A 24,877-nucleotide genomic window follows, 5' to 3' on the forward strand; every position below is an offset into this window, starting at 1 on the left:
GTAAATTTGCATTCAAATAAAAAATAAGAACAATGGAAAACGGAATATACGCTAAATTCAACACTAGTAAAGGTTCGATTTTAGTAAAACTTACACACGATTTAACACCTGGGACCGTAGGGAATTTTGTAGCTCTTGCAGAAGGAAATATGGAGAATAAAGTAAAACCTCAGGGACAAAAATTCTATGATGGATTAACTTTTCATAGAGTAATTCCTGATTTTATGATTCAGGGAGGATGCCCGAAAGGAACTGGAACTGGTGATCCGGGATATAAATTTGATGATGAGTTTCACCCAAGTTTGAAACACGATCGCCCGGGAGTTTTAGCAATGGCTAATTCAGGTCCTGCAAGTAACGGTTCTCAATTTTACATTACACACGTTCCAACTTCATGGTTAGACGGGAAACATACTGTTTTTGGTCATGTAATCGAAGGTCAGGATGTTGTTGATGCAGTTGCTCAGGGAGATAATCTTGATGCAGTAGAAATCATCAGAGTAGGTGAAGAAGCTCAAAAATGGAATGCTATTGAAGCTTTTATCGCTTTAAAAGGAGCCCGTTTGAAGCGTGATGCTGCTTTAAAAGCGGAATCAGAAGCAAAAATGGAACAATTGGCTGCAGGTTTTGATAAAACAGACAGCGGATTACGTTATAAAATGATTCAAAAAGGAGAAGGTAAAAAAGCTGAAGCTGGAAAAACAGTAGCAGTACATTACGAAGGTTCTTTAGAAAATGGAAAAGTTTTTGATTCATCTTACCCACGTAAAAAACCAATCGAATTCAGATTAGGTCAAGGACAGGTAATCGAAGGATGGGACGAGGGTATCGCTTTACTACAAGTAGGTGACAAAGCTCGTTTTGTAATTCCATCTGATTTAGCTTATGGAGCTGCAGGTGCTGGAGGAGTTATTCCACCAAACGCAACTTTGATTTTTGACGTTGAATTAATGGACGTAAAATAAGAGTTTTACAGACAATTTAGTATTGTTTTAAATAGTAATCCCATTCGCTTGTCGAATGGGATTTTTTTTATATTTACTTAAAAAACAAGAACAATGAAATTAAGGATCTTAACTTTAACCGCTGCGACGTTGCTTTGGGTTTCGTGCGGTACGAAAAAAGCAGCTCCGGTTGCAACAGCTACTCCGGCTGCGAGTGAGACGGTAAAAACTACAGCATTAACGCCTGCATTGGCAGAAGGGAAAAACTTGTACGAAAACAGTTGTGCAAGATGTCATAAATTATATGATCCGAAGAAATTTAGTCAGGAAGACTGGAAACCAATTCTGGTAAGAATGCAGAAAAAAGCGAAGGTTGATGATACTCAGATCGCTTTGATATCCGATTATATCACTTCTCAATTGTAAGAAGCTGGTGTTTTAGATTCATAAAAACTATTCAATTAAGTTGGATAGTTTTTTTTTGTTTAAAAAAGGACATAAAAAAACACCTTCACGCAGGAGGTGTTTAAAAAACTAAGAAATGCTTTCAGCTGAATTGCTAACGGCTGTTATTTTTAATGTTTTTATTCCGGCCGGTAATTCCCAATCGACAACATCATTTTCTTTAAAGCCAATAATAGCAACACTAAGCGGTGCCAAAATGGATATTTTTCCTTCTTTTACATCGGCGAAGGATGGCAGGACAATTTGAATTTTCATGCTTTTATTTGCCTTTACATCTTCAATAGTGACCTGCGAATTGATTCGTATCACGGTTTCGTCCAATTCACTTTCTTTACGGATAATGGCGCGGTCCAATTCGTGCGAAAGCTGTCCAATTTCTTTGGCATTAGTTGCGTTTTTACTTTTCAGTATCAGTTCTCTTAAAAACTGATAATCTGTTTTACAGAATGTAGGGGTTGGTTTCATATCGATTCTAATTTATTGTGATTTGAATATTCGGAATTTTCAGAGACAGATTATAATGAAAGTCATTAGTAGCGGCCTCTAAACAGAGACTACGACCGAAAACTATAAATTGTAACTGAAAACTAAAAAATAAATCCTCCGTCTGAGAGAAGAAATTGAAATAGACGGAGGCCTAATTGATAAAGGCCTTACTATGTGAGATAAATACAGCAGCAAGCGCTCTTCCCGTAAGGGAAAACGATAGCGGAGAGGCTGTAAGTAAATGAATAGTGGTCACTGGGGAAATAATTAATTGGATTGGTAAAGATAGGCAAACTTTTTGAAAACACTAAAGAGTTGTTTTCCATTTGATGTTGCAGCCAATACTTGGTTTTTGCGGATCTTTTAAGCTTCTGTTGTAAATAAGAGCGTCAATTGCGCTGCGAAGATCGCTTCCGCTTAACGGAATCCCATTTCCAGGTCTTGAATCGTCTAATTGACCGCGATAAAACAATCGGTCCTGATTGTCAAATAAATAAAAATCAGGGGTACAAGCCGCTTCATAAGCTTTGGCAACGTCCTGACTTTCGTCATATAAGTACGGAAAATCAATCTTGTTCTGAAAAGCAAATTCAGTCATTAATTCAGGAGCATCTTGTGGATACTTCTCAATATCGTTGCTTGAAATCGCAACAATGCTAATTCCCTGTACACGATAGTCGTTGGCGATCATTACAACCTCCTTGATAACATGAAGTACAAACGGACAGTGGTTGCAAATAAAAATAACCAAAGTGCCTTTTGATCCTCTCAAATCTTCAAATGAGTAAACATTATTAGAATTGGTATCTCTTAATTTGAATCCCGGAGCTATTGTTCCAAGGGGAATCATATTTGAAGGAGTTCGTGCCATTTTGTAGAAATAAGTTCCTCAAAAATAGCTTTAAAATTCTGTAAAAGAAAGTGTATGGACCTGTTTTTAATTTTTTGCCACAGATTTTACTATTTAAACAGCATTAATCAGTATTGACCATTAATCTGTGGCGTTTGTTATAAATCAGGCGTTTAAAAAGTCTAACAAATCTTTGTTTAGTTTATCTTTATGGGTATAAAACAAGCCATGTGGCGCGCCTTCATAAACGATAAAAGTATTTTCAGAAATGGCTTTGGCTGCTTTTTTTGACGTAAGATCAATAGGTACAATTTTGTCATCGTCGCCATGAATGATTAAAGTAGGCACTTTTATAGTATCCAGTTCATCCCTAAAGTCAGTAAAAGAAAAAGACTCAGCACATTTGAGTGTAGCACGCGGTGAGGCAAAAGAGCACAGCATTCTGTAATATTCTAACAGGGGTGTGCTTAAAGGCCTATTGATGATATTGATTCCGAAAAAGATCTTGCCAAAATTATCTATAAAACCAATTCTGTCTTGTTTGATATTATTTGCTGTAATTTCACTTTTTTCTTTCGGATGCCCGTCAGGATTATCATGAGTTTGCAATAAAAATGGGATGATAGAAGAAATTAACGCGGCTTTTGTAACGGCTTTTCCGCCATAACGGCTAAAGTAGCGAACCACTTCACCGCCACCCATTGAGAAGCCAACCAGAGTAACATTTTCTAACTCAAGCTGCTCTATTATCTCTTTTAAATCATCGGTTAGCGTATCATAATCATAGCCGTCATAAGGTTGTGATGATTTGCCAAATCCGCGACGATCATAAGCGATGACGCGATAATTGTGCTGTACTAAAAAATCAATCTGATATTCCCACATTTCATTTGAAAGCGGCCAGCCATGAATCAAAATTATCGGTTTTCCCTTTCCGTAATCTTTAACATATAGCTTTACATTTTTAGCCGTTTCGATGTATTTGTCGCTGTTTAAAAGTTGGATGTCAAAGTCGGAATCTCTAAGGGAGGTACTGTTATTTAGAAGGTTATTTTCCATTTTTATATTTTTTAGCGTTAGCGTACCAATTTGATTCGTAAAATTAAAAGCTACTCAAAAAAAACGGTTATAGAATTAGGGATAATAATTACAAAATTAATAGGTTTGTAAATCATCAAATACTAAAAATAAAATGGATTTAACCTGGAATGAATTTGAAAGAACCGATATGCGCGTAGGAACTATTATGGAAGTAAATGATTTTCCCGAAGCCAGAAAACCAGCCTACCAGCTTACCATTGATTTTGGTGCCGAAATTGGAATCCGTAAATCGTCCGCCCAAATAACAACACATTATACAAAAGAAGATTTATTAAACCGACAAATTATCTCAGTAGTCAATTTTCCCAAAAAACAAATCGGGAAATTTATGAGTGAATGTCTGGTTCTTGGCGCAATAGGCAAGGAAGGAGATGTTATTTTACTTGCTCCCGATTTTAAAATAGAAAACGGATTGCGAATTGGGTGATTTTTTCAGTCGCAGTTTACGGTCACAGTTTTCAGTATGCGACTGCGACTGTAAACTGCGACTGAGAACTATTTAATTTTCTCGATCAATTGTTTCAAAATCAATTGTCCTTCTTCCCAGTATTTTAAATCAGAATCAGAGTTGATGTGTCCTTTTTGTCCCACATTGACCAAATCACTTCCCCACATTTCGGCAAAATACTTTTTTCTTTCGAAAGTTGCATAAGGATCGTTTTCGCTTGCGACCACAATTGAGGGGAAAGGCAGCTTTGAAATGGGCATTGGAGAAAAGTTCCGAATAGAATCGGGGGTATGCTGAGGTGAATCTACATCGGCAGGTGCTACCAGCAGGGCGCCAACAACATTTGGATTGTGGTTTGCCTCCGCCCAGTGCAGGACAAGCGAAACGGCTAAACTATGTGCTACCAATACCGTTGGGCTGTTTAGTCTGGAGATTTCCTCGTTTAAGCGTTCAAGCCATTCTTCACGAATAGGTTCGTCCCACTCGTCGTGAACAATACGGGTTGAATTTTTAAATTTCTTATGCCAAAACGTTTGCCAGTGTCTGACTCCCGAATTCCCAAGTCCGGGCAGGATTAATAGTTGCGTTTCCATTTCTGGTCTTTTTATAAAAATATTTGACAGACTACTTTTTAGACTACAAGATAAATGTCGACTAAAATGGTAGAGTTTTAAGATTTAAAAAAAGTCCAAAATGCAGAACAGAATGGACTTATACTTTTAAAAAGTATTTTTTTGACTAAATATCGTCAAAATCAATATCGGTAAAACTGGTTCTTTGTCCCTCAGGTTTGTCAGAACCGTATTCTTTTTTGAAATCTTTTTGGTGTCTTTCAGAAATTACTTCTTCGCCTTTGTGGTTCAAGACGTACGAAGTCATTTCTTCTAGTATTTCGGCAAAAGCACTAAAGTCTTCTTTGTACAAGTAGATTTTGTGTTTTTTAAAATGAAACGAACCATCCTCTTCAGTAAATTTTTTACTTTCGGTAATTGTGATATAATAATCGTCAGCTTTAGTAGCTCTCACATCAAAGAAATAAGTTCTTCTTCCTGCTCGTAATACTTTAGAAAAAATCTCTTCTTTTTCTAACATGTCATTTTCTCTCATAATACGTTCTATCATTTTTGGAATTAATAGTACTCAAAAATCATAAAAAATTATCGATTACGCAACAATTAAAGTAATTCTTTTTCCGAAAGTTGTTTTAAATATAACGATGCGTAATAGCCTTCCTGATTTATTAATTGATTATGAGAGCCTTGTTGAATGATCCTGCCGTCCTCCAAAATGATTATTTTGTCGGCGTTCTTTGCAGATGATATCCTATGGCTTACGATGATTGTAGTTTTATCTTTACAAATTTCAAACAAATTGCTTAAAATCGTTTCTTCTGTTTCTGTATCTACTGCCGACAAACAATCGTCGAAAAGTAAAATCGCCGGATTTTTAATAATGGCCCGCGCTATAGACACTCGCTGCTTTTGTCCGCCCGATAGTGTGATCCCTCTTTCTCCTAAAATGGTATCGTATTGTTTGTTAAAAGCAACAATATTATCGTGAACTACCGCATTTTTGGCGGCCTCGATTACTTCTTCATCTGTAGCGTTCTGATTGCCAAATTTTATGTTGTTTTTAATAGTGTCCGAAAATAAAAAAGCGTCCTGAGGCACAATTCCAACATTATTACGCAAATCATACAGGTTTAAACTGCTGATTTCGCTTTGGTCGATCATGATTCTGCCTTCGGTTACATCATATAAACGCGAGATCAGAGATAATATTGTGGATTTACCTGAACCTGTTTTTCCTAAGATGGCCAAAGTCTCTCCTTTTTTGACTGTAAAAGTAACATTCTTTAGTGCCTCGATATTGGTGTCTTCGTAGGTGTAGCTTACGTTTTCAAAGGCTATTGTACCCTGAATGTCAGAGTGATTTTCGTTTCTGTTTTTTATTTCAGGTTCAATCTTCAAAAATTCGTTCAAACGTTTCTGAGAGGCTTCTGCTTCCTGAACCATTGAAGAAACCCATCCTAATGAAGCTACCGGCCAGGTTAACATGTTTACATATAGAATAAATTCGGCAATAGTACCAATATTCGGAATCGTTCCATTAATATACATAACACCGCCAAAATAGATCACCACCAGGTTACTGATTCCGATTAAAGCAATCATCAAAGGACCAAACAGGGATTGAACTTTAGCTAAGTCTAAGCTCTTTTTTTTGCTTTCGTCTGCCAGAGCGATCATATTGTTCTGATGCTGATTTTCCAGTGAGTTGGCTTTTATAACCCGGATACCGGAAAAAATTTCCTGTGTAAAACTGGATACTTTAGACAGATATTGCTGAAAGGTGGTACTTCTTTTATTGATTTCTGAACTCAACTTGAAAATACAATAAGAAAGAATTGGCAAAGGTAAAATAGTATACAGTGTCAATCGCGGCGAAACGTTATACATATATATAATGACGATGGCGAAACGGATAAAAGTATTAATCGTATACATTACCGCGGGCCCCACATACATGCGAACCTTTGAAACATCTTCGCTAATACGGTTCATTAAATCTCCGGTGCGATTTTGTTTGTAAAAGTTTTGCGAGAGTTTTTCATACTGTTTGAAAACCTCATTTTTTAAATCAAACTCGATATGACGTGACATTACAATCAAAGTCTGACGCATTAAGAACGTTAGAAAACCGGCAACAATGGTAGTAGCTATGATTAACAGCACGTTATGAATTAATCCTTCGCGGTACGTATCGATAACGATTTGCGAAGTTTGATCGGCTTCGGGTAGTTTGTCAAACTTTTCGATAGCGTTTAGCGACTTGCTAATTAGCTTTGGAGTGAACAAAGAGAAGATTTGTGCGATTATGGTGATTAAAATTCCTAAAGAGAAACTATATTTATATTTGATGAAATATTTGTTTAAATAGCTTAATTCTTTCATTTTTTTAAGAGATTCAATGTTAAAATGTTTTGATTTCGGGAAATATTATGAATAAAAATTAATGTAATGTATAAAATTATCAAAACAAAACGATTGTTAGATTGTTATTTTAAAGATAATAAATTAGCACATGTATATTTTTTATATAAATTTGAGAAGTCTTTTTGACAAATTCATAATTTTAACAAATAATATAGTAGCGCTATGGATGCAACTTTCGCAACTGGAAAAGAACTTCAAAAAATGGATCCTGTTTTTGGTCAATTGTCTTTTGACGATCACGAACAAATTGTATTTTGCAATGACAAAGATACAGGTTTAAAAGCAATTATTGGTATTCATAATTCGGTTATGGGACCAGCTTTGGGAGGTACTAGAATGTGGAATTACAATACTGAATGGGAAGCATTAAACGATGTTTTGCGTCTTTCAAGAGGTATGACATATAAATCTGCCATTACCGGATTGAACATCGGTGGAGGTAAAGCAGTAATTATTGGTGATGCTAAAACGCAAAAAACACCTGAATTAATGCGTAAGTTTGGTGAATTTGTTCACTCTTTAGGTGGTAGATATATTACTGCTGAGGATGTTGGAATGGAAACAAAAGATATGGACACTGTAAGAGACGTAACGCCTTATGTTACGGGTATCTCTGAAGAAAGAGGTGGTTCAGGAAATCCTTCTCCAATAACAGCTTATGGTGTTTATTTAGGGATGAAAGCTGCTGCTAAAAGTCAGTTTGGTACTGATGTTTTAGAAGGTAAAAAAGTTTTAGTTCAGGGAATTGGTCACGTAGGAGAGGCTTTAGTTGAGTATTTAACTAAAGAAGGAGCAGTAGTTACCATTACAGATATCAATGAAGAGAAATTGTATCAGGTAGCTTCAAAATACAATGCTTCAATTTATTCTGGTGAAGATTTATACACTGCTGATGTTGATATTTATGCGCCATGTGCAATGGGAGCGATCATCAATGATGCAACTGTAGATAAAATTAAAGCTAAAGTTATCGCAGGAGCGGCTAACAATCAGTTGGCTGACGAAAATATTCATGGAGCAAGATTACAGGAAAGAGGTATTTTATATGCACCTGATTTCTTGATCAACGCTGGTGGAATCATTAACGTATATGCTGAATTAGAGCACTACGGTAAAGCGGAAATCATGACAAAAACCGAAAATATCTATAACACAACTTTAGAAATTATCGATTATGCTGTGAAAAACGGAATGACGACTCACAAAGCGGCTCTTACAATTGCTCAAAATCGTATCGATTTGAGAAGAATTGAGAACGCGAAAAAATAATTTTTTAAGTTAACAGTCTCAGTTTTCAGTCTCAGTTTCGCAAAAAGTGAAAGCTGAGACTGAAAACTGAGACTTTTTTTATGCGGTTTCTAAATCACTGAAAATTGCGACTGCAAACTGCGACTGGAAACAGAGACTTAAAGAAATACTTTTTTACAAATTAATTTTAATATCAACTGCGAAATTCATACTTTTGCAGACTAATTTTTAAATGTTCTTACAAGGTGGTAAATAGAAGACACATACGCGTTAAAGTAATGCAATCCATTTATGCAATGCATCAAAGCGGTTCTGATAATATGGAAAAAGAAGAGAAGTTTCTTTTTTACAGTATTGATAATATTCAGGATCTATATCTTATAATGCTTTCTTCATTGATTGAAATTTGCAAAAAAGAATCAGTTTTTTTACATCTTTCAAGTAAAAAACATCTTGCAACCGCTGCAGAACGTAATCCGAATGAAAAATTTGTAAAAAACAAAATTTTTCAACTTCTAGCCGAAAGCAACTCTCTTAGTATTGCTTTAGAAAATCGTAAAATCAACAACTGGAATCTGAACGATGATTATATCATTTTGCTTTTAAATGATATCAAATCAAGCGAATTGTATGCGAAATACATGAGCACTACAACAAATACTTTTGAAGAAGACAGACAATTTGTAATTGATTTGTTTGCAGATGTAATTGTTCCAAATGAAAAATTATATGAGTATTTAGAGGATGATAAATTAACCTGGGTGGATGATATTCCGGTGGTAAATACACATATCATCAAACAGTTGAAAGCTATTAAAACCGAAGATCCGGATGATTTTAGAGTGCCTAAATTGTATAAAGATGTTGAGGATAAGGATTTTGCTAAAGACTTGTTTAGAAGAACAGTTTTAAACGAATCGATTCTGGCAAAAGAATACGATGATAAAACACCAAACTGGGACAGTGAAAGGATTGCTGAAATTGATACGATTATCCTGAAAATGGCAATCTGCGAATTTTTAAAATTCCCTTCTATTCCTGTAAAAGTAACTCTTAACGAATATTTAGAAATTGCGAAAGAGTATTCTACACCAAAAAGTAGTATTTTTATCAACGGAATTTTAGACAATCTGGTTAAAGAGCTTACAGCGAATAAAAAGATGGTTAAAGTAGGACGCGGGTTAATGTAATTGATACCGGTTTTATAAATAAATTTCCAAACTCTTGTTGATGATGTCACTTCAGGTGAGGTTAGAAGAGCTTAAAACATAAATATTAATAACAAAAATAAAAACTGAATACTATGCAAGATTTAATGAAATTTGCGCCTTATTTACTAATGTTTGTAGTGTTGTATTTCTTTATGATCAGACCACAACAAAAAAGAGTAAAAAACGAAAAAGAATTTGAAAGCAGCCTGAAAGTAGGTGATAAAATAATTACTAAAAGTGGTTTTCACGGAAAAATTGTTGAGCTTGCTGATACAAGTGCGGTAATCGAAACAATGTCTGGAAAATTAAAAATTGAGCGTTCGGCAATTTCTATGGAAATGAGCGCTAGTTTGAATAAAAAAGCATAGATTTTTTCTTCGAAAAAATAAATTTCAAAATATGAAATCCCAAATTCCAAAACTGGAGTTTGGGATTTTTTTTATTGTCATTTGTGTAAAGAAAAAACCTTTATCAAAGTTTAAAACTTTAATAAAGGTTTGTGTAGCTTGAAATTTGGAATTTGGAATTTGGAATTTTTTAAAAATTAAAATTCTCCCCCTATCTGTATTTATCATTCAGTCCGATGTTTTGTAGTATCATCGGAATAACTTTTTCAATCCTTGAAAGCTTGGTTTTCTCTTGCTTAGCGGTTTCAATATATTCCAGAAATTCATATTGCTTGTAAGGGCTAAATTTCTGAAATGCCTCTGCTAAAGCAGGATTCTGAGCTGTTTCTTTTTCAAAAAGCTCAGAAACGATCGCTTCTTTTTTTGTGGGTTTTATGATCTTACCTTGTTTTTCGTTCTCAATAGCTTCTGCAATATAAGCTAAAACGTCAGCTTCGTTTACTTCGTCTTTTGAAGTAAAGCGCCATTGGCGTAATGACTTTGTTTTGTCTTCCTGAGCGTTGATGAGCTTTTTTTTCTCGTCCTTCAGAAAAACACCATTAAAGAACCAAATCGTAAAGTACTCTTTAAAACCTCCTATGCCGATAACATTTTTTTTGTTGTACACATAAACCGGGCCGCCCCATTTTACGGTTTCAACCAGTTCGGTTTTGTCAATAATCGATTTTAGGAAAAGAAGTTCTTCTTCCCAGCTATTGACTTTGTCCCAAACGTGTTTTTTGTCAGACATATTTTTTGGATTTATCTTTTTCTTTTCGGCTTTTCAGATGCGTCAAAAATGCCTGGAATTGCAGTTAATTCAGCTATTTTTACAATGACATCTGTAGCTTTTTGCATGCTTTCAGCAGGAACATATTCGTATTTTCCGTGGAAGTTGTGACCGCCGGCAAATATATTCGGGCAAGGAAGTCCCATAAATGACAATTGAGACCCGTCAGTTCCCCCACGAATAGGTTTGATGATTGGTTTGATGTTTAATTCGCGCATTGCTTTTTCGGCAATATCAACAATGTGTTTTACTGGAAGTACTTGTTCTTTCATGTTGTAATACTGATCTTTTACTTCAGCAATTACAATATCTTCTCCGAATTGTTTCGCGTATTTCTTATTGATTTTTTTGGCAATCTTAGCAATAAGGTCTTTGCGTTTTTCGAATTTTTTCTTGTTGTGATCGCGGATAATCAATTCTAAAACAGTTTCTTCAATACTTCCGGTAAGGTGGTGAACGTGGAAAAAGCCTTCGTAGCCTTTGGTTTCTTGTGGCGTTTCTCCTTTAGGAAGTTCGTTGATGAAATCGTTGGCGATCAACATCGAATTGATCATTTTCCCTTTGGCATAACCCGGGTGAACACTTTTTCCTTTGAAGGTGATTTTAGCTCCGGCGGCATTAAAATTTTCATATTCTAACTCACCAATCTGGCTTCCATCCATGGTGTAAGCCCATGCAGCGCCAAATTTTTTCACATCAAAATGATGCGCACCGCGACCAATTTCTTCGTCAGGTGTAAAACCAATTCTGATTTTCCCGTGTTTGATTTCAGGATGCTGAATTAAGTATTCCATTGCTGAGACAATTTCGGTAATTCCTGCCTTGTCGTCGGCTCCTAGTAAAGTAGTTCCGTCTGTAGTAATAATGGTTTGCCCTTTGTATTGCAATAAATCCTTAAAGTAGGATGGTGATAAAACGATGTTTTTCTCCGCATTTAAAAGGATGTCTTTTCCGTCGTAATTTTCAACGATTTGAGGTTTTATATTGGCTCCGCTAAAGTCTGGTGAAGTGTCAAAATGAGATACAAAACCAATTGTAGGAACTTCGTGATCAACATTTGAAGGCAATGTGGCCATGATATAGGCTTTGTCGTCTATGGTAACATCTGATAAGCCAATTGCTTTTAGTTCTTCGACTAATTTATTGGCAAGATTCCATTGTTTTTCTGTACTTGGCGTTGTTTTTGAATTTGGATCTGATTCAGTGTCAATAGTTACATAACTAATAAAACGATCTATAATATGTTGCATTTTTTTATTTTATTTTTAGGCAAATATAAGTAAATAGTTAAGGGTTGTAAAGCGACTAATTATGAAAACTGTAAATTAGACCGAAAAAAGTTTGACGCAAATTTCCCGGATTTGCACTAGCTATTGAAAGTTAAAATCCAATTTCACGAATTTAAATTCATGAAATTGGATTTTTAAGTGATATAAAGGATGTTTTAATTCGTGTAATTGATGATAAAAAATCTTTATTGAACACATCTGAAACCAATATGATTTGCGGGTGATTTGTAATCTCCTTTGCCTCTGGTGCCCACCATATAACGGGTGCAATACTGATCGGTACATAAAAACGAACCGCCGCGCTGTACTTTTTTAGGCAATTCTGGTTCTGCCGGATCATAAGAAGATTCAGGACCCTTAGGATTTTTGGCAACCCGACCGTTTTCGCTTAGTATCTTGTAATAGTCTGCGGTATACCAGTCGTTTGTCCATTCCCAAACATTTCCTCCAATATCATAGAGACCGTAAGCATTGGGTGCAAATTTTGCAGTTGGTGCAATACCGATATAACCGTCTTCGCCAGTATCTCCTTTTTCCAGTGGAAATTGTCCCTGATAAATGTTGGCCTGAAATTTTCCTTTAGGTTTTAGGGTATTTCCCCAGGCATACAATTCGCCTGATTTTCCGCCACGGGCTGCAAATTCCCATTCTGCTTCTGTTGGCAATCTTTTTCCGGCCCACTTTGCGTAAGCAGCGGCATCATCATAAGAAATTTGTACAACAGGGTAGCTGCCTTTTCCTTTTATAGAACTTCCGGCTCCTTCCGGATGTCTCCAGTCTGCACCGCGTTTGTAAGACCACCATTGCATATAATTGTTCAAATCTACTTTAGCGGGAGTAGGGGTAAATACGGCCGATCCGGCAACAAGATTTTCTAATGGAGCATCAGGATATTCTTCATGTGTAGGTTTTATTTCGGCAAAAGTGACATAACCGGTTGCTTTTACAAAAGCTTCAAACTGATCGTTTGTAACTTCGGTTTTATCCATATAAAATCCATCTACATAAACGCGATGTATTGGGGCGGCATCTTTAGTAACTCCTTTTATGCTGCACAGGCTTTCGTCCTCCACATTACTTCCCATAGAAAATTCTCCACCCGGAATCCAGACCATTCCCGCCGGAGTTTTACCGGAAGGTTTGTTTTTGTTTTCGATCGTTGGTTTAAATGATGAAGCTTCTGCTGGATTTGGAGTTTCGGTACAATCCATTGCGACTAATTTCTGTTTCGGCACAATAAGTTTTGTGTAGCTGTAAGCAATTGTAATAATGGAGATTGTTAGAATCGCGATAATCCAATAGGTTTTATTTTTCATCCCAAGTGTTTTTATGGAGTATAGTAGTTGTCGGTAAAAATAAGAATAAAGTTTAAAAGAGAATTTAATATAACTATATTTATTTTATAGAATTACTATTGTTTTGTTTGCCCGGTTGTGTTTCAATTGCTTTGTGTTTGTTTTCAGCGTTATATATGGGGGAAAAGAATGTTGGAAACAGTTTTCTATAAATCATAGTCACTTTCAAGTATTATATTTAAATTTGCATCCAAAAAAACAACAACACACTACTATGTATAAATTGATAATTCGCCCGATACTTTTTTGGTTTGATCCGGAAGAAGTACATTACTTTACTTTTTCATTTGTTAAATTCATTTCAAAAATTCCTGGTGTTTCATCAATTATCAGATCGATTTACGAAGTAAAAGACAGCCGTTTGGAACGCGAAGTTTTTGGAATCAAATTTAAAAACCCGGTGGGACTGGCAGCAGGATTCGATAAAGATGCCAAGTTGTATAAAGAATTGTCGGATTTTGGATTTGGTTTTATTGAAATTGGTACCGTGACTCCTGTCGGACAGGAGGGAAATCCTAAAAAACGTTTGTTCCGATTGAAAGAAGACCAGGCAATTGTGAATCGAATGGGATTTAATAATGGCGGAGTTCTGGAAGCCGTAGAGCGTTTGAAAAAGAATTCAGGAGTTTTGATTGGTGGTAATATTGGAAAGAACAAAGTAACGCCAAACGAAAATGCAGTTGACGATTATATCAGTTGTTTTGATGCTTTGTTTGATCATGTAGATTATTTTGTGGTCAACGTAAGTTCGCCAAATACGCCAAACTTACGTGCCCTGCAAGACAAAGAACCTTTAACGGCTTTATTGCAAACACTGCAAAACAGAAACGTAGAGAAGCAAAAAACAAGTACACAAAAGATAAAACCAATTTTACTAAAAATTGCTCCCGATCTTACAGACGAGCAGTTGCTGGATATTATTGATATTGTAAAAACCACCCAGATTGCAGGTGTGATTGCAACAAACACTACAATTTCCCGCGACGGATTACAGTCTGCCAATCAGGTAGAAATGGGAGGATTGTCAGGAAAACCATTAACGAAACGCTCGACAGAGGTCATTCGTTTTCTTTCGGAAAAAAGCAATAAAGCTTTCCCAATCATTGGAGTTGGGGGAATTCACACTGCAGACGATGCTATCGAAAAACTAAATGCAGGAGCGAGTTTGGTGCAGTTGTATACCGGTTTTATTTATGAAGGGCCAGCCTTGATAAAAGCAATCAATAAAAAGGTTTTAAAACAATTGTAAAAGCAATACCTGAACAAGTAGCCCGGCAGCAATCGCAGTTCCAAAACTGATTAACGTACCGATTAGAACATATTCGGTTAGTTTTCGGTCTCTGGCTTCTTTTAAATCGCCAAATCTAAAAATTGATTTCGCTGCCAATAAGAAGCCGATAGCCTCGAAATGACCTGTTAAGATAAAACAGAAGACAAACAGTCTTTCTAAGATACCAATGTAATTTCCCGCTTTGGAGAGCGAATTTTCATTGTGGCTATTTTGACTTTCGGGATTCCAAATTGAAATAATGGTTTTAATGAGAATAGAAGTTGGTTTTGTGATGAATAAAACTCCGGTCACTAGAATCCAAAATTGATTATTGAACCAATGAAAATGGATTGTTTCGCCTTTGTAGAGAAAAACAACGCCAATTAAAACTAAAATGTGCAGCAATTGGTCTACTATAAACCAACTGCGTTTTGTTTTATTTTTCTGGAAATGAAGTTTGATTAAATCGATAATGCCATGAGATACGGCAATAAGAAGTGCATATGGAAGAAATTGGATTTCTCCAACCAATATGGCGGCTAAAATCCCATGCAAAAGAATATGAAGATATAAATAAATACTTTTATGTTTTTTGGCTTCTTTGTCGGTTACCCAGGAGTTGGGTTGGGCTGTAAAATCACCTAGTAAATGTGCTAAAAGTAGTTTTATAAATAAAATCATAACGTTACAAGTTGTTTTATTTGTGTTCTGAAATAGCGGTCTAAATTCAATACCAAATCAAATTGAGCTCGTTTTTGTCTTCGGCTTACAGCGGCTCTTTTTATCCCTAATTTCGGGGCTAATTCTTCTTGTGATAAACTCGGGTTTTCTATTGCAATTGCTACAAATTCGGCAGATTGAGCTGGCCAATTGTCCATAAAAGTAAGAGCAAGCTGAATCATTAAATTCATTCTTTCGTCGATAACGGTATCGCCGGTTCGCAGCGCTAAACTTATTTTTAGTTTCTTTAAAGTCTCAAAAAGTTCCCCCGAATGTATAAAGGCAGAACCATTGCTTTCAGAAACTTTTTCAGCATCATGTGTTTTATTTCCAATGCCAATGCTCATTCGCGCATCCAGTTTTAAGGCTCTTAAATGTGCTTTGATGAGAATGGCGGTCAATAAAGCTTCTTCAGGATTCTTTATTTCAATTTGAAATTCATCCCCTCTGTAAATTTCCCATTGGAGAGGTGTTTCTCCAAAAGGAGATAAGATTTCCCTTAAAGAGGTTACCCAGTCTTTTGATTTTTGCTTTCTGGAATCGATTATATCTCCTGTAATTACACTAGTCATAGCTTCAAATATAAATAAAAAGAATAATAATAGTATTACAAATGTAGTTAATATTTTTTAAATGTTACGTTTTTGTGTAACACTATCAATTGTTACGTTTTTGTGTAACATAATAAAGTGTTACCATATTCTGTAATATAATTAAAGAAAATTATAACTTTTATTTCTTTAAAAAAGAAACTAACTTAGCCATTATAAAAGAGTAAGCTTTGAATAAAGAAATCAAGATTATCGAATGTCCGCGTGATGCTATGCAAGGCATCAAAACTTTCATACCTACCCAAAATAAGGTTTCGTATATACAGGCTCTGTTGAGAGTGGGTTTTGATACCATTGATTTTGGAAGTTTTGTATCTCCAAAAGCGATTCCTCAAATGCAGGATACTGCTGAAGTTTTGGCGCAGCTTGATTTATCGCAAACTACCAGCAAATTGTTAGCGATTATAGCCAATACACAAGGAGCATCGCTCGCTGCAGCACATGAACCTATTCAATACTTAGGATTTCCTTTTTCGATATCTGAAAACTTTCAGATGCGAAACACACATAAAACCATCGCTGAATCTTTAATTACGCTCGAAGAAATTCTTGAAATTGCCGATCAGAAAAACAAAGAAGTCGTTACCTATCTTTCTATGGGATTCGGAAATCCTTATGGTGATCCGTGGAATGTAGAGATCGTGGGCGAGTGGACAGAGAAGCTGGCCGGAATGGGGGTGAAAATATTATCGCTTTCCGATACTGTTGGTAGTTCTACACCGGAAGTAATCACCTATCTTTTTTCAAATTTGATTCCGAAGTACCCGCAAATTGAGTTTGGTGCGCATCTGCATACCACACCCAACAGCTGGTTCGAGAAAATAGATGCAGCTTCAAAAGCAGGTTGTACCCGTTTTGATGGGGCTATTCAGGGGTTTGGCGGCTGTCCGATGGCAACCGATAAACTCACGGGTAATATGCCTACCGAAAAGCTGATCTCTTACTTTACATCCAATAAAAAAGCCACAGGCCTCAACTCTTTAAGTTTTGAGAGTGCCTACAATGAAGCATCAAAATTGTTTGGGAAATTTCATTAGAAAATAACTATATTTACTAAACAAAGACAAATAATAAGTGATAGCAAATCAGCGTTGTTAGTATTTAGATAATGTATAAATACCATGAGACTACATTTTATAAAGAGAATTTCTCAAATACTATTCCTATCCATCTTTATTGCTTCATGTTCCAGTGATCTGGACTTTGATCAGACTAAAGATTTAAAGTTAGAACCTGCTTTTGTGGCTAATCTGGCTTATTTTGACGTCCCCGCAGCTTCGTTTATTGACAATGGTACCGAACAGCAAATAGCTTTTGATGTTCAGGATTTTGATATTTTTAAAGAAAAATTTTTAAGAGACAATCTCGTTAAAGCTGAGTTTGATTTTGAATTGGAGAATACTATAAACAGAGCTTTTACACTTAATGTACTGCTTCTGGACGATAACAATAAAATTCTTCAAACCATCACACTTGCCATTCCGGCCTATTCAGGAGGCACAAATGTTATAAAATATCCTACTGAAGTATTCGAAAATCAACGATTAGATTTATTAAAGCAATCCCGAAAACTTGGTTTTGTAGTTGTAATGGCACCCGGTCCGCCTTTAAACGGAACCAGTGCAGGCAGTTTAAAATTACGTTCAAGTGCAACCGCTTATATGGTAATCGAATGAGAAAGCTACAGCTAGTCTTAATAGTGTTGTTTCAGCTTTCTTGTTTGGCTCAAAATAAAGAAGTGCTGTATAACTTTACCGCCATTCCACAATCTTCGCTTGTAAATCCGGGGCAGATGTTGCCTATAAATATTATTTTGGAGTTCCTGTTTTGTCCGGAGTTTCGGCAAATTTGGGTTCGGGCAGCTTTTCGGCTTATGATTTGTTTGCCAATAATGGAGTGAATTTCAACGATAAAGTCCGAAATGTCATTAATAAATCATCAAGTAAAGATAAAACCCAGATCAATCAGCAGCTCGAGTTGTTTTCGGGAGGTTTCAGGATTGGAGGAAGAGACAGTAAGTCGTACATTTCGTTTGGTGTCTATCAGGAATTTGATTTTTTGATGTATGTTCCTAAGGATTTGGCCGTACTGGCATTAGACGGAAATAAAGATCATATTGGGAAATCGTTTAATTTGGCCGATTTAAATATGAGAGCAGAAATACTCTCGGTATTTCATGTAGGCTTTCATAAAAAGCTAAGTGAGAAATTGGTGCTGGGTGGTCGTGCCAAAATTTATTCGAGCGGTGCAAATGCTACATCAACCCGAAATTCAGGATTTATATATACCGGTCAGGCCGCGGGAACTCCTAATTTATACAATCAGGTAATTTCTTCCAATCTGGAAATAAGGACTTCCGGGATTGCGGCATTTACAAAGGATGAGTACGATGGGAGTATTCCAAAGGATCTTGTGCACAATACTTTTTTTAACGGAAGTTTAGGTTTGGGACTTGACGCCGGATTTACCTATTATTTTAAAGATAATCTTCAACTTACCGGAAGTATTGTCGATCTGGGGTTTGTGAGGCAGTCCAAAGATATTGAGACTTTAACCTATAAAGGAACGTATCAATACCAAGGTGTAAATCCTGATTTTATGAATTCAAACGAACCAAAGAACATTTTTGATGAATTTGATAAGGCAATACCGCGCGACACACTTTACAGTAAATACACCACCCGCAGACCAACAAAATTCTATTCTTCGCTACAGTACTCTTTTGGCGAATCACGTTCTGATGAAGAAGACTGTAATTGCAAAGGAAAAGTTACCAGAAAATATGTTAATGGTGTAGGAGGGCAGCTGTTTGCTATGGCTTTGCCAGTGGAACCTTTTGTTGCGGTAACCGCTTTTTACCGACGCAGTATCTTCGAAAAGTTAGATGTAAAAGCGACTTATACCGTTGACTCTTATTCGAGTAAGAATATAGGTTTGGGACTTTCCGGCACATTGGGAAAACTAAATATGTATGTTCTCGTCAATAATGTTTTAGAATTCAAAGACGTTTCAAAAGCCAATAGTATGGCGTTTCAGTTTGGTTTCAATTTTATTTTTAATGAGGATTCTGATGAATAGCTTTTCTTGATTGTGAAATGTTAGTTGTGAAATGTGAACTGTAAAATGTGAACTGTAAAATGTGAACTGTAAACTGCGACTGCGACTACTAACTACATCTTTATTACACAGTCATAATTTGTACTATCTTTCCTGTAAATATAAATTTATGAATAAGTTAGCATTCAAGTTATCAATTTATTCACTATATTTGCACGCAATTCAACTAGAAATTGCACCATGATAGCACACAACTCCAAGATTATCGGCGAAGGTTTGACTTACGACGATGTATTATTAGTACCTAACTACTCGAATGTGCTTCCTCGCGAAGTGAGTATTAAATCAAAGTTTTCACGAAATATAACACTTAATGTTCCTATAGTATCAGCTGCTATGGATACCGTTACCGAAAGTTCAATGGCGATTGCTATGGCTCAGGAAGGTGGAATTGGTGTTTTACATAAAAACATGACGATCGAGCAACAAGCTGCGAAAGTTAGAAGAGTAAAACGTGCGGAGTCGGGAATGATTATCGATCCGGTAACTTTACCAACAAATTCAACTATTGCAGATGCAAAAAATGCAATGAAAGAATTCGGAATCGGTGGTATTCCAATCGTTGACGAAAATAAAATACTTAAAGGAATCGTTACCAACCGTGATTTACGTTTCGAAAAAAACGGAGCAAGACCAATCGCCGAGGTAATGACAAGCACAAACTTAGTGACTGTTGCTGAAGGTACTTCTTTAGAACAGGCAGAAGTAGTTTTACAAGGACATAAAATCGAAAAATTACCGGTAGTAAATGCTAACTACGAACTAGTTGGTTTAATTACGTTCAGAGATATTACAAAACTGACTCAAAAGCCAATCGCAAACAAAGATGTTTTCGGACGTTTAAGAGTGGCAGCGGCAATCGGAGTTACCGGTGATGCGGTTCAAAGAGCTGAAGCCTTAGTGGCTGCAGGTGTTGATGCTATTATCATTGATACTGCTCACGGACATACTGAAGGGGTTGTAAATACCCTGAAAGAAGTAAAATCTAAATTCCCAAACATAGATGTAATTGTAGGTAACATCGCAACTCCGGAAGCGGCTAAATACTTAGTTGAAAACGGTGCTGATGGTGTAAAAGTTGGAATCGGACCAGGTTCTATCTGTACAACCCGTATCGTTGCAGGTGTTGGTTTTCCTCAATTCTCAGCAGTTCTTGAAGTAGCTGCGGCGATCAAAGGAACTGGAGTTCCGGTAATTGCTGATGGTGGAATTCGTTACACAGGAGATATTCCTAAAGCTATCGCTGCAGGTGCTGATTGTGTAATGTTAGGATCATTACTGGCAGGAACAAAAGAATCTCCGGGAGAAACGATCATTTTTGAAGGAAGAAAATTCAAATCTTACCGCGGAATGGGTTCTGTAGAAGCCATGCAAGGTGGTTCGAAAGACCGTTACTTTCAGGATGTTGAAGACGATGTTAAAAAATTAGTTCCGGAAGGAATTGTAGGACGTGTTCCTTACAAAGGAGAGTTAAACGAAAGTATGCTTCAGTTCATTGGTGGTCTTCGTGCCGGAATGGGATACTGTGGTTCAAAAGACATTCCAACTTTACAGGAATCCGGACGTTTTGTTAGAATCACTTCAAGTGGAATTACAGAAAGTCACCCGCATAACGTTACAATTACAAAAGAAGCTCCAAATTATTCAAGATAATTTTAGTTTTCAATATAAAACAAAAGGCATAAGAGTTAGTTTCTTATGCCTTTTTTGATTTTTAGGATTCGGTTTTATGACCAATGCGGCTGTTCATGATGTCTTCGGTTGTGATATCAGAGTGCAGTAGATTTTCCATTTTAGAAGTTTGTCGTTGCGCTTCTAAAGCATAGCCAAACATCTTTTGTTCATAATCGTCAATGGCGCCCTGTAGCGTTTCAAATGTTCCGTTGGTTAAGTTTTCGGTTAATTGATAGGCGTCCATTAGTCCCATATTGACACCTTCGCCTGCAAAGGGAGGCATTAAATGTGCGGCATCACCAACAAGTGTAATATTAGAATGTTTTTCCCAAGGTTCTTCCAAAGAGAATAAACGTAAAGGCAGCCCGGAGAAATCAGCTGCAACGGCAAAGAATTTTTTATAGTCGTCACCCCAGTTTTTAAAGGTTTCATTCAAAAAAACTCGTACGGCGGTAAGATCTTCAAAGTCAATTCCGTGGTTTGAAATCCAGTTTTCATCTGCTTTAAAAGAAACTCCAAAATGAACGGAACCGTCGCGTAAGGTATGCGTATAAAACATTTTCTGTTCGCCCATTGCCATTACATTTCCGTTGCCATATTTGGGTTTGAATTCCGGATAATCACTATCAGGGTCGGCAATTTCTCCCTGAATAATGTAGGTTCCCGAAAGTTGAGGCTCCTTATGCGTTACAAATTTTCTAGCATTTGATCTTCCGCCATTGGCAACTATCACAAAATCGGCGGTTGCGGTAGTACCGTTTTTAAATTCTAAATGATATTGTGCTCCCGTTTTTTCAATATGGGTTAAATGACTGTCCCAGATTACCGTATTGTCATTCAGATTTTCGAGCATGATTTTTCTCAAATCATTACGATCAATTTCAGGTCGTGCATAAGCATTTTCTTCGTCCGGCATCTCAGCCGAAGTAATCTTTCCCTGCATGTCAGCCATTTTTTCGCCGGTTGGACGTGCGTACTGATAGAAGACGTCCATTAAAGCTGCTTTTTCGATTGCTTTTTGACCTGAATCGGAGTGAATGTCCAATGTCCCGCCCGAAGTTCTGGCCTGTGCATTAAGATCTCTTTCGTAAACGGTTACATCAGCACCGTTAATTTGTAAAATTCTCGCTGTGGTTAAACCAACAGGCCCGCCACCAATAATGACGATCTTTTTGTTTTTTATAAGTGAATGGTTCATGTCTTGTTGAATTAAGAAACAAATATATAAATAATAAATGAACGTTTATTCATTTAAGTGTTAAATAGTTTTAAAACTTCAAAGGAGCAAAGTTTCAAAGTTTCAAAGGTTCCGAGGCTCAGTGGGGGCGTGAATTTTATAAAAAAAATCAGTCAGAACCTTTTGAGAGATGGTTTTGACTGATTGTAATGCTGTCGCTTTTTATAAAATAGAGTTAGGGCGTAGCAGATTGTTCGGCTTCTCTAAGTTTTTGATTTTCTAAGATTTCCTGTATAAAGGACTGAGTTTGGGTTTTTATTTCTGATTCTGATAGATCCAGTGCTTTAGGATTTTTTACTAATGCATACCAGGGTTTTGGTGCGTCAAAAGGATAACTTCCAAAAACAATGACCGGAGTTCCTTTTACTTTTACATTTTCGGGGTCTTTTAAAATCCATTCGTCGGCCCATTTGTAAAGATCTTTGGCGTCGTTTTCCTGTAATCTCAAACAAGAATGCGAGGCAGGGTATCCCGGTAAATCGTACTGATGGAAGCCAACTCCCAATTTATTTTCGATATTAAAATTCCATTTTAAGTCCCATTCATCATTAAAGGTACTGGTTGTTTTCTCAGCTTTCCAGTTGGTAAAGAACAATCCGGTTGGTGTGGGATCTTTTTTTCGGCCCATATTGGTTGGGCCTGCATACATTAATTCTCCATTCTCATAAGCCGCAAATGCCTGAGCAGGATAGGAGAAAAGGATCACTTTCGAAACTTCTTCTAACGCAGTGACATGCGTGGGAAACGGTAGGTAATAGACCAAATCACCTGTAAAATCAGCAGGAATAATAACCGAGTCCATTTTGACGAAATTCTTTTGATCAGTTCGGTTTATGGCGCAGGCAATGCGAAGTTTACTGCTGTCGGAGGCGTTGGTTTTAAGCCATTCCTTTGTGTTTTCAAAATGATAGGAAACCGATTTCGGTTTTGTACGTTCGATCGTTTTTTTAGGCTTTACTTTGCCCTTCGTTTCGGTTGTTTCATTCTTTTTACAAGAACTTATTAAAACCAAAACGACCAGTAGTAAAATACTTGAGGGGTATCGTAACTTTCTCATAATTGTATTTTTTATACTAGTAAAGTTATTTGATTACCAGCCAAATCGTTTATACAATTACCTGAATAGTTTGTTGGATTTTCATTTGAAATTGGCTTCTGTTTTATCTTTTGAGTCAATTAATTTCAAAGTATATTCAAACTGCGTGTCCTTATTTTGTACAAAGTCGTCAATGGTTTGTATGACTTCATGATCGGGAATCACACCTCTGCCAAAAAGCTGATTGGGTTTTTTAGGGGCATCCTGTTCGAGGTTAACGATCGAAAACTGCGTTTTTATTTTTGTATTCGGAAGTTCGTATTCCATAGGTGTATGTCCGTTATGACCGTAATAACCGCCCATTGTTTCTTCTCCAACAATTATAGCGTTGGTATGGCCCGCAACTAAAGAAGCAAAGAGTGATCCTGCAGATGCTATTCTGGGGCTTATTAATAAATAGATCTGTCCTTTAAAGCTGTTTTTGTCGGGCTGTAACAAACGATTGAATTTAGGATCTTGCAGGTACTGTTGCCCTTTCAGTTCAGGGTATTCTTCTTTAAGTTCGGCTTCAAATTCATGGAGCTCTTCGATCTTTTTTTGTGGCTCTGTTTCTTGATAAACAAAATACTGAGGGTAGGGAACTTTTTGAAAATTAATAAATGCCGATGTATTTTCTCGATACGGTTTTTGTGTCAGATAAGAAAAAGCGACAAGGTCGTTCGGATCGCTTCCGCCGCCATTACTTCGAACATCTACAATTAAATTTTTGATTTCCGGATGCAGCGTGAGAAGTTGAAAACAGCTGTCGAGATATTTTTTATAGACGATATGTTCTTTGTCTTCTGCATTCATTCCAATTGCAAAAGTGGGTATAGAAAGCAATGCTGTATTTGGAGCAGCGAGTTTGAAAGTGTATTTGTTTTTAATCTCCCCATAGAACAGGCTGTCAATAGGTAAAGAATGTCGGTTTTTAAAGTTTTGTTTTCTTTGATCGTTCGAAACAGCGGCAATCGTTTTGGATTGTTTTTGAGTTTGATCGGGGAGTGAATATTCGACCAGAAAATGCGCTTTTGGACCGTATTCCAGTTCGAAATACCTTCCGAATGAAGCAGTGATTCCTATTGATTTCCCCGACATGTTGTAACCGTCCGTTGTGTAATATTTATAGAAACGGGAGATTATTTTCTCGATTTTAATACCGTCGATTTTATGAATTTGAGATCCAATCGGAATTTCGGAATTCTTAAAATTGACAATTATTTTATTGCTCAGTAGTTTTACGGGATACGGAAAGAAAACTTTTCCCGATGTATATTTTTTTTGAAATTCATCGGGAAGAGTGGTGTTATTGTGTACGCTGCCTTCAAAATCAGTGATTTTGAGGACTATTTTGTAGAAATCTAGCAGCGATTTAGGTTTTTTTAATTCTGAAAATGCCCACGAATAAATACTGTCGATCTGTTTTTTGGTTCGGTATTTATAAACTCCTGAATTGGCTTTTTCTCTAATTTCCTTAAAAGTCGATAAATCCTGTTTTAGTTTTGCGGCAGGCCATTTTTCATTTTGTGAAAAGAGCAGACAAGGAAAAAGCAGAAAAAGTGATGTTTTAAAATGGAGCATTTAATAGATTTTAGTTTTATCTA

25 protein-coding genes are annotated in these 24,877 nt (G+C 36.5%); 11 read left to right on the forward strand and 14 right to left on the reverse strand.

Annotated elements, in window-relative coordinates; translation table 11 throughout:
• Nucleotides 1-32: 32 nt before the first annotated feature.
• The gene (locus OLM61_RS13695; RefSeq protein ID WP_264523201.1) at nt 33-965 is read left to right on the forward strand and encodes a peptidylprolyl isomerase; all 933 of its coding nucleotides are present in this window, start codon (nt 33-35) and stop codon (nt 963-965) included.
• A 93-nt stretch (nt 966-1,058) separates the two neighbouring features.
• On the forward strand, nt 1,059-1,370 hold the full coding sequence (locus tag OLM61_RS13700; protein WP_264523202.1) for a cytochrome c: 312 nt from the start codon (nt 1,059-1,061) through the stop codon (nt 1,368-1,370).
• A 108-nt stretch (nt 1,371-1,478) separates the two neighbouring features.
• On the opposite strand, the gene OLM61_RS13705 is transcribed toward OLM61_RS13700, so the two are convergent.
• From OLM61_RS13705 to OLM61_RS13715, 3 genes are all read right to left on the reverse strand, one after another.
• Nucleotides 1,479-1,874 (reverse strand): GreA/GreB family elongation factor, encoded by a 396-nt coding sequence (locus OLM61_RS13705; protein ID WP_264523203.1) that lies wholly within the window; start codon nt 1,872-1,874, stop codon nt 1,479-1,481.
• A gap of 328 nt (nt 1,875-2,202) precedes the next feature.
• The gene (locus OLM61_RS13710; RefSeq protein WP_264523204.1) at nt 2,203-2,766 is read right to left on the reverse strand and encodes a thioredoxin family protein; all 564 of its coding nucleotides are present in this window, start codon (nt 2,764-2,766) and stop codon (nt 2,203-2,205) included.
• Between the two features lie 144 nt (nt 2,767-2,910).
• On the reverse strand, nt 2,911-3,804 hold the full coding sequence (locus OLM61_RS13715; RefSeq protein ID WP_264523205.1) for an alpha/beta fold hydrolase: 894 nt from the start codon (nt 3,802-3,804) through the stop codon (nt 2,911-2,913).
• Nucleotides 3,805-3,937: 133 nt separating this feature from the next.
• Here OLM61_RS13715 and OLM61_RS13720 point away from each other — a divergent pair, with 133 nt between their 5' ends.
• Complete coding sequence (locus OLM61_RS13720; protein WP_264523206.1) at nt 3,938-4,273, forward strand: tRNA-binding protein; 336 nt, start codon at nt 3,938-3,940, stop codon at nt 4,271-4,273.
• A gap of 68 nt (nt 4,274-4,341) precedes the next feature.
• Here OLM61_RS13720 and OLM61_RS13725 read toward each other — a convergent pair whose 3' ends face one another.
• From OLM61_RS13725 to OLM61_RS13735, 3 genes are all read right to left on the reverse strand, one after another.
• On the reverse strand, nt 4,342-4,887 hold the full coding sequence (locus OLM61_RS13725) for an RBBP9/YdeN family alpha/beta hydrolase (RefSeq protein ID WP_264523207.1): 546 nt from the start codon (nt 4,885-4,887) through the stop codon (nt 4,342-4,344).
• 145 nt (nt 4,888-5,032) lie between these two features.
• A complete protein-coding gene (locus OLM61_RS13730; RefSeq protein WP_017495419.1) occupies nt 5,033-5,401 on the reverse strand; it encodes a PUR family DNA/RNA-binding protein in 369 nt (122 codons plus the stop codon).
• Between the two features lie 68 nt (nt 5,402-5,469).
• Entirely contained in the window at nt 5,470-7,248 is a 1,779-nt protein-coding gene (locus OLM61_RS13735) for an ABC transporter ATP-binding protein (RefSeq protein WP_264523208.1), read from the reverse strand.
• A gap of 204 nt (nt 7,249-7,452) precedes the next feature.
• Here OLM61_RS13735 and OLM61_RS13740 point away from each other — a divergent pair, with 204 nt between their 5' ends.
• The 3 genes from OLM61_RS13740 to yajC all read left to right on the forward strand — a co-directional run bounded on the left by OLM61_RS13740 (nt 7,453) and on the right by yajC (nt 10,117).
• Complete coding sequence (locus OLM61_RS13740; protein WP_291286155.1) at nt 7,453-8,559, forward strand: Glu/Leu/Phe/Val family dehydrogenase; 1,107 nt, start codon at nt 7,453-7,455, stop codon at nt 8,557-8,559.
• A gap of 257 nt (nt 8,560-8,816) precedes the next feature.
• Nucleotides 8,817-9,728: a transcription antitermination factor NusB gene (nusB, locus tag OLM61_RS13745; protein WP_264523209.1), complete on the forward strand. Its 912-nt coding sequence runs from the start codon at nt 8,817-8,819 to the stop codon at nt 9,726-9,728.
• A 113-nt stretch (nt 9,729-9,841) separates the two neighbouring features.
• Nucleotides 9,842-10,117, forward strand: a complete 276-nt coding sequence (gene yajC, locus OLM61_RS13750; RefSeq protein ID WP_264523210.1) for a preprotein translocase subunit YajC — start codon at nt 9,842-9,844, stop codon at nt 10,115-10,117.
• A 190-nt stretch (nt 10,118-10,307) separates the two neighbouring features.
• Here the strand turns inward: yajC and OLM61_RS13755 are convergent, their stop codons facing one another.
• The 3 genes from OLM61_RS13755 to OLM61_RS13765 all read right to left on the reverse strand — a co-directional run bounded on the left by OLM61_RS13755 (nt 10,308) and on the right by OLM61_RS13765 (nt 13,530).
• On the reverse strand, nt 10,308-10,886 hold the full coding sequence (locus OLM61_RS13755) for a YdeI/OmpD-associated family protein (protein WP_264523211.1): 579 nt from the start codon (nt 10,884-10,886) through the stop codon (nt 10,308-10,310).
• 11 nt (nt 10,887-10,897) lie between these two features.
• Entirely contained in the window at nt 10,898-12,175 is a 1,278-nt protein-coding gene (gene pepT, locus OLM61_RS13760; protein WP_264523212.1) for a peptidase T, read from the reverse strand.
• Nucleotides 12,176-12,399: 224 nt separating this feature from the next.
• On the reverse strand, nt 12,400-13,530 hold the full coding sequence (locus tag OLM61_RS13765; protein ID WP_264523213.1) for a formylglycine-generating enzyme family protein: 1,131 nt from the start codon (nt 13,528-13,530) through the stop codon (nt 12,400-12,402).
• Nucleotides 13,531-13,783: 253 nt separating this feature from the next.
• On the opposite strand from OLM61_RS13765, the gene OLM61_RS13770 reads away from it, so the two are divergent.
• On the forward strand, nt 13,784-14,818 hold the full coding sequence (locus OLM61_RS13770; RefSeq protein ID WP_264523214.1) for a quinone-dependent dihydroorotate dehydrogenase: 1,035 nt from the start codon (nt 13,784-13,786) through the stop codon (nt 14,816-14,818).
• Here the strand turns inward: OLM61_RS13770 and OLM61_RS13775 are convergent.
• The gene (locus OLM61_RS13775; RefSeq protein ID WP_264523215.1) at nt 14,804-15,520 is read right to left on the reverse strand and encodes a DUF3307 domain-containing protein; all 717 of its coding nucleotides are present in this window, start codon (nt 15,518-15,520) and stop codon (nt 14,804-14,806) included. The two genes, OLM61_RS13770 and OLM61_RS13775, sit on opposite strands and share 15 nt — an antisense overlap.
• Nucleotides 15,517-16,131, reverse strand: coding sequence for a SatD family protein (locus OLM61_RS13780; protein WP_264523216.1), 615 nt, complete (start codon nt 16,129-16,131; stop codon nt 15,517-15,519). The genes OLM61_RS13775 and OLM61_RS13780 overlap by 4 nt, the downstream gene beginning before the upstream one ends.
• Before the next feature lie 209 nt (nt 16,132-16,340).
• Between OLM61_RS13780 and OLM61_RS13785 the strand changes: the two genes are divergently transcribed.
• The 4 genes from OLM61_RS13785 (at nt 16,341) to guaB (ending at nt 20,940) form a co-directional block, all read left to right on the forward strand.
• Nucleotides 16,341-17,207, forward strand: coding sequence for a hydroxymethylglutaryl-CoA lyase (locus OLM61_RS13785; RefSeq protein WP_263363083.1), 867 nt, complete (start codon nt 16,341-16,343; stop codon nt 17,205-17,207).
• An 84-nt stretch (nt 17,208-17,291) separates the two neighbouring features.
• Nucleotides 17,292-17,846, forward strand: coding sequence for a hypothetical protein (locus tag OLM61_RS13790; protein WP_264523217.1), 555 nt, complete (start codon nt 17,292-17,294; stop codon nt 17,844-17,846).
• Nucleotides 17,847-17,997: 151 nt separating this feature from the next.
• A complete protein-coding gene (locus tag OLM61_RS13795; protein ID WP_264523218.1) occupies nt 17,998-19,248 on the forward strand; it encodes a DUF5723 family protein in 1,251 nt (416 codons plus the stop codon).
• A gap of 219 nt (nt 19,249-19,467) precedes the next feature.
• Nucleotides 19,468-20,940: an IMP dehydrogenase gene (gene guaB / locus OLM61_RS13800; RefSeq protein ID WP_264523219.1), complete on the forward strand. Its 1,473-nt coding sequence runs from the start codon at nt 19,468-19,470 to the stop codon at nt 20,938-20,940.
• 61 nt (nt 20,941-21,001) lie between these two features.
• On the opposite strand, the gene OLM61_RS13805 is transcribed toward guaB, so the two are convergent.
• The 3 genes from OLM61_RS13805 to OLM61_RS13815 form a co-directional block, all read right to left on the reverse strand.
• Complete coding sequence (locus OLM61_RS13805; RefSeq protein WP_264523220.1) at nt 21,002-22,159, reverse strand: FAD-dependent oxidoreductase; 1,158 nt, start codon at nt 22,157-22,159, stop codon at nt 21,002-21,004.
• Between the two features lie 214 nt (nt 22,160-22,373).
• Nucleotides 22,374-23,255 (reverse strand): L,D-transpeptidase, encoded by an 882-nt coding sequence (locus tag OLM61_RS13810; RefSeq protein WP_264523221.1) that lies wholly within the window; start codon nt 23,253-23,255, stop codon nt 22,374-22,376.
• An 81-nt stretch (nt 23,256-23,336) separates the two neighbouring features.
• Nucleotides 23,337-24,854, reverse strand: a complete 1,518-nt coding sequence (locus tag OLM61_RS13815; RefSeq protein WP_264523222.1) for a S41 family peptidase — start codon at nt 24,852-24,854, stop codon at nt 23,337-23,339.
• Nucleotides 24,855-24,877: the final 23 nt, after the last annotated feature.

The sequence above is a fragment of the Flavobacterium sp. N502536 genome (genome assembly GCF_025947345.1).
Classification (GTDB): Bacteria; Bacteroidota; Bacteroidia; order Flavobacteriales; family Flavobacteriaceae; genus Flavobacterium.